Source organism: Streptomyces hygroscopicus subsp. hygroscopicus (genome assembly GCF_030269125.1).
Taxonomy (GTDB): domain Bacteria; phylum Actinomycetota; class Actinomycetes; order Streptomycetales; family Streptomycetaceae; genus Streptomyces; species Streptomyces hygroscopicus_C.
Genome location: NZ_BSSM01000001.1, coordinates 899,715 through 910,398 on the forward strand (window position 1 = coordinate 899,715; position 10,684 = coordinate 910,398).

The following is a 10,684-nucleotide window of genomic DNA, read 5'->3' on the forward strand; positions in this document are numbered from 1 at the left end:
CGACCTAAGATGATCATCGTGTCCGAGCAGCACGCCCCCAGGTCCCTCATCGTCACGCTCTACGGCGCGTACGGCCGCTCCCTGCCCGGCCCGATGCCCGTCGCCGAACTGATCCGGCTCCTGGCCGCGGTCGGCGTGGACGCACCCTCCGTCCGTTCCTCGGTGTCCCGCCTCAAGCGCCGCGGCCTGCTCCTGCCCGCCCGCACGGATACCGGCGCCGCGGGCTACGAACTCTCCCCCGAGGCACTCCAGTTGATGAAGGACGGCGACCGCCGCATCTATGCCGCGGCGCCTCCCGAGGACGCGGGCTGGGTGCTCGCGGTCTTCTCGGTGCCGGAGACGGAACGCCAGAAGCGCCACGTCCTGCGCTCCCGCCTGTCCGCCCTGGGCTTCGGCACGGCGGCCCCCGGCGTCTGGATCGCCCCCTCGCGCCTCTACGAGGAGGCCGAACACACGCTGCGCCGCCTGCGGTTGGACCCCTACGTCGACTTCTTCCGCGGCGACCACCTGGGGTTCGCCGCCACCCCGGAGGCGGTCGCCCGCTGGTGGGACCTCTCCTCGATCGCCGAGGAACACGTCCGTTTCCTGGACACCCACGCCCCCCTGCTCGACGCCTGGGAACGCCGCGCGGACACCCCGCCCGAGGACGCGTACCACGACTACCTCCTCACCCTCGACTCCTGGCGCCACCTCCCCTACACCGACCCCGGCCTCCCCACCGGGCTCCTCCCCCCGGACTGGCCTGGCCTGCGCTCGTCGGAGGTTTTCCGGGCACTGCACGAACGCCTGCGTGACGCGGGCGCGCGGTTCGCGCTTCCGGCCCCCTGAAGGGCCTCGGACGCCGCGTCAGATCCGCCCGCCCGTCAGCCGGGTGATCGGACCGTGCGTGCGGCGTTCCGCGCGGCGGCCCGCCAGGTACGAGGCGGCGCCCAGCGCCGACAGGCCCGCGCCCACGCCGGCGGCGAGGACCCGCCGGTGGGCGATCGCCTTCCATGCCGTCCCGGCGGCGACCACCGCCCGGCCCGACGCCCCGATGACGACCTGGCGCCCGGCCCGCACCCGCTCGGCCGCACCGCGCACGGCCTCGGTACCCGCATCCGCCGCACGCCGCGCGGCACCCACGGCCGCCGACCCGACGTCACCGGACCTCTCGGCCGCTTCGTCCGCCGCCCGCGACGCGGGCGCGGTCACCTTCGCCGTGACCTGCCGCGCCTTGGCGGACGGGGAATCCTGAGGGGTGTCACTGTTCGCTCGACTCATGAACTCCGCGTTGCCGCTCGCGCCCGCGGCAAACACACTTCGTGCGCGTACCGTCCGTCCGGCCCCTGGGGGCGGGAGGCCGTGTCGTACGCACACGAAGTGATTTGAACGAACTGGTCCAGGGCATCGGGGCGATGGCCGAGGGAGGCGAACGGTCCGAGGGCCTCGCGGGGGACGACCGGCGCGAACTCCCGCGCGCCGGCGCTGCTTCGCCGGCAGGCCCGCCCGCGAGGAGGACGTGCCGCGGAGCAAGGGCACGACCTGCCGGGATCATCCCGCCCCGCGCCTTCCCGGAGGCTCCTGCCGGCCGGGGCCGGGTGATGCGGCCGCGGGTCACCGTGGTTGCGTCACCCGAGGGCTAAGCCGCCTTGGGCTCCTCGGCTTCCTTCAGGGGCACGGTGTCGTCTTCCCCGAGTCCAGGGGCCTTGAAGGGGTTGGTCGACGGAGGCGGCGGTGCGGTGGTGGGGCGGTGGGGCCGCCCCTCCGGGGCGGAGAACAGGGATGTCGCGTCGATGGGAGGCTCTCTTTCGTGACAGGTCCGCGAAGGGGCCTGGGGTGCTGCCTGGGGTGCCGTGGCCGGCCGCAGCGGTCCTACAGCTTGGTCATCTTGGTGTACGGGCTCAAGATCCGCTTCTGCGCCGAGCCGAAGTCCACGAGCGCCGCGACGCCCTCCTCCACGCCGATCACCCGGCCGAGGCCGTACATGTCGTGCGTGACCTGGTCGCCCGGGGCGAAGTGCTTGGGGACCGGTGCGACCGGGGCCTTGAAGGGGCTGGTGGGCAGATGGCGCTTCGGCGCGGGAGGCTTTGTCATAGCTCAGTATGCGCCTTCTTGCGCCCCGTCCGCTGTGGCCGTCGGCACAGATCAGGACGGGTGCGACCGCTTCCTACCGCTGACCTGGGCTTTCACGGGTCGCCGAGGCGAAATTGAACCGCAGGTCCGAACACCGCCGCCCCGGACACGACGAGGCCTGCCGGCTGCGACGACTCGGGCTGTCGGCCATAGGGGCGTGCGTGAGGGCGAGGCGGGGCGCGGTGCTGCGCGGTCTGCGGTTCGGCGTACGGATCGGGTCGGGCACGGCGGTTCTCTGGCGGTAGCCGGTGGTGGCCGGCGCGACAGCGCCGCACAGCGGCGACACCGCGGGACGGACCCGCCGCCACCCTTGGCTGTGCTCCCCCGGCACCTTCCGCGCCCTGGTCGACCTGTGCTGCTCGCCCGTCGGTCGGCGGAGCAGAGGACGGCGACTGCTGCGCACGCTCCGGTAGCCGGGCGCGTCTGCCCCGCCCTCCCTCACCCATTCAGCGACAGACGGGGTTTGGGCGCATCCGTCCGGCCGGTCTGCGGGCGGCGGCTGCCCGCGCGGTACGGGAGCGGCCAGGTGATGCCGGGGCCGTCGTAGGACTGTTCCGCGGCGGCGTGCAGGGTCCAGTGGGGGTCGTAGAGGTGGGGGCGGGCGAGGGCGCAGAGATCGGCGCGGCCGGCCAGGATCAGGGAGTTGACGTCGTCCCAGGAGGAGATGGCGCCCACGGCGATCACCGGGACACGGACCTCGTGGCGGATGCGGTCGGCGTAGGGGGTCTGGTAGGAGCGGCCGAGGTCAGGGTGTTCGTCGGAGACGACCTGGCCGGTGGAGACGTCGATCGCGTCGGCGCCGTGGGCGGCGAAGGCGCGGGCGATCTCGACCGCGTCCTCGGCGGTGGTGCCGCCGTCGGCCCAGTCGGTGGCGGAGACGCGGACCGTCATGGGGCGTTCGGCGGGCCACACCGCGCGGACGGCGTCGAAGACCTCCAGGGGGAAGCGCAGGCGCCGGTCCAGGGAGCCGCCGTAGCCGTCCGTGCGGCGGTTGGTGAGCGGGGAGAGGAAGCCGGACAGCAGGTAGCCGTGGGCGCAGTGGAGTTCGAGGAGGTCGAAGCCCGCACGGGCGGCGCGCCAAGCGGCTGAGGTGAACTGCTCGCGTATGTCGGTGAGCTGGGCGCGCGACAGCTCGCGGGGGGTCTGGCTGCCCGGCTTGTAGGGCAAGGGGGAAGGGGCGACCAGGGGCCAGTTGCCCGTGGGCAGCGGCTCGTCCATTCCCTCCCACATCAGCCTGGTCGAGCCCTTGCGGCCCGAGTGGCCCAGTTGCACGCCGATCGCCGCGCCCGGTGCCTGCCGGTGCACGAAGTCGGTGATGCGCCGCCACGCCTCCGCCTGACGGCCGGTGTAGAGGCCGGCGCAGCCGGGGGTGATGCGGCCCTGCTCGCTCACGCACACCATCTCGGTCATCACCAGGGCCGCCCCGCCGAGCGCGCGGGCGCCGAGGTGGACGAGGTGGAAGTCGCCGGGTACGCCGTCGGTGGCCGAGTACATGTCCATCGGGGAGACGACGACGCGGTTGCGCAGGGTCAGCCCGCGCAGGCGGAACGGCGTGAACATCGGGGGTGTGCCGGGCGGGCAGCCGAACTCGCGCTCCACGGACTCGGTGAAGTGGGCGTCGCGCAGCCTGAGGTTGTCGTGGGTGACCCGGCGGCTGCGGGTGAGCAGGTTGAAGGCGAACTGGCGGGGCGCCTGGTCCCGGTACCGGTGCAGGTTCTCGAACCATTCCAGGCTCGCCCGCGCGGCCCGCTGGGTCGAGGCGACGACCGGCTTGCGTTCCGCCTCGTACGCGGCCAGCGCCGAGGAGACGTCCGGCTGTTCCCGCAGGCACGCGGCGAGCGCCAGCGCGTCCTCCACGGCCAGCTTCGTGCCCGAGCCGATGGAGAAGTGGGCCGTGTGGGCGGCGTCCCCGAGGAGGACGAGCCTGCCGTGCGACCAGCGGTCGTTGACCACCGTACGGAACGTCGTCCAGGCCGAGTCGTTCGAGCGCAGCGGGCGACCGCGCAGCGCCTCCGCGAAGATCTTGGCGCAGCGCTCGGTCGACTCGCGCGGGTCCGTCTCGTCGAATCCGGCCGCCCGCCAGACCTCCTCGCGCATCTCGACGATGACCGTCGAGGAGTCGGGCGCGTACGGGTAGCCGTGCAGTTGCATCACGCCGTGCTCGGTCTCGGCGATCTCGAAGCGGAACGCGTCGAAGGCGAAGTCGGCGGCGAGCCAGATGTAGCGGCAGCGGTGGCCGGTGATCCGGGGGCGGAAGACGTCGGCGTAGGTCTCCCGGGTGGCGCTGTGGATTCCGTCGGCGGCGATGACGAGGTCGTGCTCGGCGAGGAGGCGGTCCACGGGCGGGGCCTCGGCGCGGAAGCGGATGCGCACGCCGAGGTCGTGGCAGCGGTCGTGCAGGATCTCCAGGAGGCGGTGCCGGCCGAGGGCGGCGAAGCCGTGGCCCCCGGAGGTGTGGCGGGTGCCGCGGTGGACGATGTCGATGTCGTCCCAGCGGACGAAGTGCCGTTGCAGGGCCTCGTAGACGACGGGGTCGGCGTGTTCGATACCCCCCAGGGTCTCGTCGGAGAGGACCACGCCGAAGCCGAAGGTCTCGTCCGGGGCGTTGCGCTCCCAGACGGTCACCTCACGGGTGGGGTCGAGGCGTTTGAGCAGGGCGGCGGCGTACAGGCCGCCGGGGCCGCCGCCGATGATCGCGACGCGTGCGGGAGCGGGCACGGCTGACGTCGGCATGAGAGATCACCTTCCCCGCCACTTGGGCGCCCGCTTCTCCATGAACGACGCGTGGAACTCCCGGTAGTCCTCCCCGTTCATCAGCAGCGCCTGCGTCGCCGCGTCCAGTTCCACCGACGCCGCCAGCGGCATGTCCAGCTCCGCCGTCAGCAGCGCCTTCGTCTGGGCGTGGGCCAGGGCCGGGCCCTCGGCCAGGCGGCGGGCCAGGGCCTGCGCGGCCTCGCCGGCGTGACCCTCCTCGGTCAGCTCGCTGATCAGGCCGATCCGCTCGGCCTCGGGCGCGCGGACCGGCTCGCCGAGCATCAGCAGTCGGGTGGCGTGGCCGAGGCCGACGATCCGGGGCAGCAGATACGCCGCCCCCATGTCGCCGCCGGACAGGCCGACGCGGGTGAAGAGGAAGGCGAAGCGGGCGCTCGGGTCGGCGACGCGGAAGTCCGACGCGAGGGCGAGGACGGCGCCCGCGCCCGCCGCGACCCCGTGGACGGCGGCGATCACGGGGAAGGGGCATTCGCGGATCGCCCGTACCACCTGGCCGGTCATCCGGTTGAAGTCGAGCAGCTCGGCGGTGTCCAGGGCGAGGGTGGCGCCGATGATCTCGTCGACGTCGCCGCCGGAGCAGAACCCGCGCCCCTCCCCGGCCAGCACCAGGGCGCGCACCGAGCGCTCCCGGGACAGCTCGGCCAGCAGATCGCGCAGGTCGGCGTAGGCGCCGAAGGTGAGGGCGTTGAGCTTGTCGGGTCGGGCGAGGGTGACCGTGGCGACCCCGTCGGCGACCTGGAGGCGCACGTGCTCCCAGTCGGCGGTAGGGGCGGCGGAGCCGGTGAAGGGACTCATGACGTGCGGCCTCCTTGGGTGGCGGTGCCGTACGTTGCGCAGTCCCCCGAAGTTATCACCTGTTTGTGACTGTCGTCACGGGCGCGCGACAAACCGACCCGCCGAAGAGGTCGCCCGGCCGCTTCGTACCGACTGTCACCGATCGGCCGCAGGGCCGTAACAGAGGGCCTCGGCGGGCGAGGCGGGGCGCCGGGCGGGGTAGGGCGAGCGGTACCGGGGCGAGGGTCCCCGGCGAAGCCCGCCGACCGTTTCGCGCGGACGGGCCCGTACCATTCCTTCAGTCGAAAGCAGGACAGCCTGCTCCATGAACGGACCCGCCTTGCACGAACGCCCCACCGAATCGGCCTCCTGGCGCATGGCGCTGCCGCACACCGCCGCGGCGGTGCCGGTGGCCCGCGCGCTGGTGCGTACGGCCCTTTCCGACGGGGAGCACGCGGCCGACTGCGACACGGCGGAGCTGCTCACGGCCGAGCTGGTGGCCAACGCGGTGGAGCACACCGCCGGCCGCGGCCCGATAGAGCTGGTGGTGGAGCTGCTGCCGACCGGCTGCCAGGTCGAGGTGCACGACCCCGACCCGGCGCCGCCCGGCCAGCTGACCCGGCCGGTCATGGAAGAGCCCGACCTGTGGCAGGAGGGCGGGCGCGGGCTCCTGCTGATCCGCGCCCTCAGCGCCTCCTGCGGGCACCGCCCCACCCCGAGGGGCAAGGCGGTGTGGTTCACCCTGCCTGTGGTGCCCGCTCCGCGCCGTCCGCTGTGACGTCGGCGCCCTGGCCGGCCACGGCGGCCATGTCGCGGGCCAGTGTGGAGTGCCGGCGCCCGTAGGCGGTGTAGACGGCCAGGCCCACCACGAGGAACACGGCGAACTGGATCCAGGTCTGCCACCCGGTCTCGTACATCAGGTACAGGCAGAAGGCGATGCCGAGCAGCGGGCCCACCGGGTAGAGCGGCACCCGGAAGCTGCGGGTCAGGCCCGGCTCGCGGCGGCGCAGGGTCATCACCGCGATGTTCACCACCGCCATGATCGCGAGCGTGCCGATGGTGCACAGGTTCATCACCGAGTCGAGCGAGGCGAAGGCCGCCGGGACGGCGAAGACGATCGCGACGATCAGCGTGCCGGCGACCGGCGTGGAGGTCCGCGGGGAGACCTTCTCGAAGACCCGCGGGATCAGGCCGTCCCGGGACATCGACATCAGGATGCGCGTCTGGCCGTACATCACCGCGAGGACGACGGAGGCGATGGCGACGACCGCTCCGAAGGCGATCACCCCGCCGCCGATCGTCGAGCCGGTGACCTCGTTGACGACGTAGGACAGGGCGGCGGGACGCCCCGCGACCTGCTTGCCGCCGATGGCGCCGATGGCCGCGAGCGCGACCGCGCAGTACAGCAGCGTCACGATGCCCATGCAGACCATGATCGCCACGGGGATGTCGCGGCGGGGGTTCTTGGCCTCCTCGCCCGCGGTGGTGATCGCGTCGAAGCCGATGTACGAGAAGAACGCGGCGGTGGTGCCCGCGCCGATGCCGCCGAGGCCGGCCGGGGAGAACGGGGTGAGGTTGCCGTGCTTGAAGGCGCTGTAGCCGATCGCGCAGAAGGCGAGCAGGATCACCAGCTTGACCGCGGCCATGGCGGCGGTCGCGCGGGCGCTCTCGCGCACGCCGCGCACCAGCAGCACGGAGGCCATGGCGATCACGAGCACCGCGGGCAGGTTGACGATCCCGCCGTCGCCGGGGCCCGCCGACAGCAGGGCGGGCAGCTGCCAGCCGGTGAGGCTGTGCAGCAGTTCGTTGACGTACTGGCTCCAGCCGACGGCGACGGCCGAGATGGAGATGCCGTACTCCAGCAGCAGGCACCAGCCGACCAGGAAGGCCGTGGACTCGCCGAGACCGGCGTAGGCGAAGGAGTACGAGGAGCCGGAGACCGGGATCGCGCCGCCCAGCTCCGCGAAGGAGAAGGCGGTGAAGACGCAGGTGATCGCGGCGAGCACGAAGGAGATGACGACGGCGGGGCCGGCCTGGGCGACGGAGTCGGAGAGGCCGACGAAGATGCCGGTGCCGACGATGGCGCCGACGCCGAAGCAGATGAGCTGGAACAGCCCCATCGTGCGCTTCAGGCCGTGTCCCTCGCGGTCGGCGCCGGATTCGGCGACGAGCAGGTGGGGGGACTTGATGCGTGGAGCGGGCATTGCGGGTGGTGCTCGTTTCTGGTGGTGCGGGCGACGACGGGATGACGGTGTCGCGGTGCGAGCGGCGGGATGACGGTCGCCGCGGCGGTTCCGGAATGGGTGGCTCCGGGGCCGCCGGTCAGGATAATCCCTGGTCGGGGGCGTGAACCAGGCTTGTCACGCGAGTGTGGCGACCAGCACGGCCTTGATGGTGTGCAGGCGGTTCTCGGCCTCGTCGAAGACGACGGAGTGCGCCGACTCGAACACCTCGTCGGTGACCTCCAAGGAGGTCAGGCCGTACGTCTCGTGGATCTCCCGCCCGACCTTGGTGCCGAGGTCGTGGAAGGCGGGCAGGCAGTGCAGGAACTTGACGTCCGGGTTGCCGGTGGCGCGCAGGACGTCCATGGTCACGGCGTACGGCGCGAGTGCCTTGATCCGCTCGGCCCAGACCTCCTTGGGTTCACCCATGGAGACCCAGACGTCGGTGGCGACGAAGTCGGCGCCGCGGACGCCCTCGGCGATGTCCTCGGTCAGGGTGATCACCGCGCCGCTGGCCTTCGCCAGTTCGCGGGCGCGGGCGACGATCGCGGGGGCGGGCCAGTACGGCTCGGGGGCGACGATCCGTACGTCCATGCCGAGCAGGGCGCCGGTGACCAGGTAGGAGTTGCCCATGTTGAAGCGGGCGTCGCCGAGGTAGGCGAAGGCGGTCTCCGTCAGCGGCTTGGCGCAGTGCTCCGTCATGGTGAGCACGTCGGCCAGCATCTGGGTGGGGTGCCAGTCGTCGGTGAGTCCGTTGTAGACGGGCACGCCGGCCTGGGCGGCCAGCTCCTCGACCTTGTCCTGGCTGTCGCCGCGGTACTCGATGGCGTCGAACATCCGGCCGAGCACGCGGGCGGTGTCCGCCACGGACTCCTTGTGCCCGATCTGCGAGCCGGCCGGGTCGAGGTACGTCGTGTGGGCGCCCTGGTCGGCCGCGGCGACCTCGAACGCGCAGCGGGTGCGCGTCGAGGTCTTCTCGAAGATCAGCGCGATGTTGCGGCCCTGGAGGTGCCGGACCTCGGCCCCGGCCCGCTTGGCGGCCTTCAGCTCGGCGGCCAGCTCGATCAGGCCGCGGAACTCCTCCTCGGTGAAGTCCAGCTCCTTGAGGAAGTGGCGGCCGGCGAGGGCGGTCGGGACTGTCGCCATGGGGGCGCTCCAGGGGTATGACTGCAAGGACTCTGGAATTCTATACGACCCTCAGTAAATTTATGCAGTCCCGTGAGGTGCACCTTCTCACACAGGATCGCGCTCCACCGGGCAGCTCATGCACCGCGGGCCGCCCCGGCCCCGCCCCAGCTCACTGCCCGGGATCTCGATGACCTCGACGCCCTGCTTGCGCAGATGGGTGTTGGTGGTCGAGTTCCGTTCGTAGGCGACCACGACGCCGGGTTCGACGGCGAGCACGTTGCAGCCGTCGTCCCACTGCTCGCGCTCGGCCGCGTGCACGTCCTGGGTGGCGGTCAGCACACGGATCTCGCCGAGCCCGAGGGCGGCGGCGATCGCGCGGTGCATGTGCTCCGGCGGGTGGTCGGTGACCTTCAGCTCCTTCTCGCCCACCCCCGGTTCGATGGTGTACGAGCGCAGCATGCCGAGCCCGGCGTACTGGGTGAAGGTGTCGCCGTCGACCATCGTCATCACCGTGTCGAGGTGCATGAAGGCGCGCCGCTTGGGCATGTCGAGCGCGACGATCGTCCGCGCGGAGCCCGCCGCGAACAGCTTGTGCGCCAGCATCTCCACGGCCTGCGGGGTGGTGCGCTCGCTCATGCCGACGAGGACCGCGCCGTTGCCGATCACCAGGACGTCGCCGCCCTCGATGGTGGAGGGATGGTCGGCCTGTCCCTGGGACCAGACGTGGAAGCGCTCGTCGCGGAAGAGCGGGTGGTGCCGGTAGATCGCCTCGAAGTGCACGGTCTCCCGCTGCCGGGCGGGCAGCCGCATGGCGTTGACGGCGACCCCGTCGTAGATCCAGGCGGAGGTGTCCCGGGTGAAGAGGTGGTTGGGCAGCGGGGCGAGGAGGAAGTCGTCCAGCTCCATCACATGGAAGCGGACGGAGGTCGGCTCCGCGTGCGCCGCCAGGAACTCCCGCTTGGTCATGCCGCCGACGAGGGCCTCGGCCAGCTCCCGCGCGGGCAGGTTCTCGAACGCGGCGCGCAGATGGACGGTGGCGAGGGGACCGTACTCGCGCTCGTCGAAGACGCGGTCCAGGACCAGGGCGCGGGCCTCGGGCAGCTCCAGGGTCTCGACCAGCAGATCACCGAAGAGGTGGACGGCGACGCCCCGGTCGCGCAGCACGTCGGCGAACCCGTCGTGCTCGGCGCGGGCCCGGCGCACCCAGAGGACGTCGTCGAAGAGGAGGGCGTCCTTGTTGCTGGGGGTGAGCCTTTTGAGCTCGAGATCGGGCCGGTGGAGGATGACGCGGCGCAGCCGCCCGGCCTCGGAGTCGACATGGAATCCCATGTGACCATCCTGACCATCGAGGACCGGGTTCATCCTCCTGTCGACCATTTCGGTGCGCACTCGTCCCCTCATCCGTCTCCCTGGTCGGCTTCCGCGCCCCTCCCCTCGGGCTGCCGCCCCCCCGGGGGAAGTTCTCATCTTCTTGACGCGAACCGGGTGGACCGCTCATCGTCTCGATGACGAAAAGAAGCGAGGGGGACCATCACCCGGCGCCTCGGCCGGCGCCATCCGCGGGGCACGCCGACGGCGCACATCCGCCACCACCGCTCCGGTCAGTCGGTGCACGACGGCCCCGGACTCGGCTTCTGGGCCCATGTCTGCGCCGGACGCCCTGGACGTGCTGGCGC

General features: G+C 72.2%; 9 protein-coding genes and 1 pseudogene. 3 read left to right on the forward strand and 7 right to left on the reverse strand.

Annotated elements, in window-relative coordinates; all coding sequences use genetic code 11:
• The first annotated feature begins 9 nt into the window (after window positions 1-9).
• Window positions 10-828, forward strand: a complete 819-nt coding sequence (locus QSK45_RS03800; protein ID WP_285553133.1) for a PaaX family transcriptional regulator — start codon at window positions 10-12, stop codon at window positions 826-828.
• A gap of 18 nt (window positions 829-846) precedes the next feature.
• Here QSK45_RS03800 and QSK45_RS03805 read toward each other — a convergent pair whose 3' ends face one another.
• From QSK45_RS03805 to QSK45_RS03820, 4 genes are all read right to left on the reverse strand, one after another.
• Window positions 847-1,260 (reverse strand): hypothetical protein, encoded by a 414-nt coding sequence (locus tag QSK45_RS03805; protein WP_285553134.1) that lies wholly within the window; start codon window positions 1,258-1,260, stop codon window positions 847-849.
• Window positions 1,261-1,851: 591 nt separating this feature from the next.
• A complete protein-coding gene (locus QSK45_RS03810; RefSeq protein WP_285553136.1) occupies window positions 1,852-2,073 on the reverse strand; it encodes a hypothetical protein in 222 nt (73 codons plus the stop codon).
• A 477-nt stretch (window positions 2,074-2,550) separates the two neighbouring features.
• Window positions 2,551-4,845 (reverse strand): bifunctional salicylyl-CoA 5-hydroxylase/oxidoreductase, encoded by a 2,295-nt coding sequence (locus QSK45_RS03815; protein WP_285553137.1) that lies wholly within the window; start codon window positions 4,843-4,845, stop codon window positions 2,551-2,553.
• Between the two features lie 6 nt (window positions 4,846-4,851).
• On the reverse strand, window positions 4,852-5,679 hold the full coding sequence (locus tag QSK45_RS03820) for an enoyl-CoA hydratase family protein (RefSeq protein ID WP_285553138.1): 828 nt from the start codon (window positions 5,677-5,679) through the stop codon (window positions 4,852-4,854).
• Between the two features lie 304 nt (window positions 5,680-5,983).
• Between QSK45_RS03820 and QSK45_RS03825 the strand changes: the two genes are divergently transcribed.
• Window positions 5,984-6,436, forward strand: coding sequence for an ATP-binding protein (locus tag QSK45_RS03825; RefSeq protein ID WP_285553140.1), 453 nt, complete (start codon window positions 5,984-5,986; stop codon window positions 6,434-6,436).
• On the opposite strand, the gene QSK45_RS03830 is transcribed toward QSK45_RS03825, so the two are convergent.
• The 3 genes from QSK45_RS03830 to QSK45_RS03840 form a co-directional block, all read right to left on the reverse strand.
• Window positions 6,396-7,862 (reverse strand): amino acid permease, encoded by a 1,467-nt coding sequence (locus QSK45_RS03830; RefSeq protein ID WP_285553142.1) that lies wholly within the window; start codon window positions 7,860-7,862, stop codon window positions 6,396-6,398. The genes QSK45_RS03825 and QSK45_RS03830 overlap by 41 nt on opposite strands.
• A 156-nt stretch (window positions 7,863-8,018) precedes the next feature.
• The gene (gene argF, locus QSK45_RS03835) at window positions 8,019-9,026 is read right to left on the reverse strand and encodes an ornithine carbamoyltransferase (RefSeq protein WP_285553143.1); all 1,008 of its coding nucleotides are present in this window, start codon (window positions 9,024-9,026) and stop codon (window positions 8,019-8,021) included.
• A gap of 87 nt (window positions 9,027-9,113) precedes the next feature.
• Entirely contained in the window at window positions 9,114-10,337 is a 1,224-nt protein-coding gene (locus QSK45_RS03840) for an arginine deiminase (RefSeq protein ID WP_285553144.1), read from the reverse strand.
• A 201-nt stretch (window positions 10,338-10,538) separates the two neighbouring features.
• Here QSK45_RS03840 and QSK45_RS38310 point away from each other — a divergent pair.
• Window positions 10,539-10,646 (forward strand): annotated as a pseudogene (locus tag QSK45_RS38310) (SPFH domain-containing protein); the annotation flags it as partial.
• Window positions 10,647-10,684 lie beyond the last annotated feature (38 nt).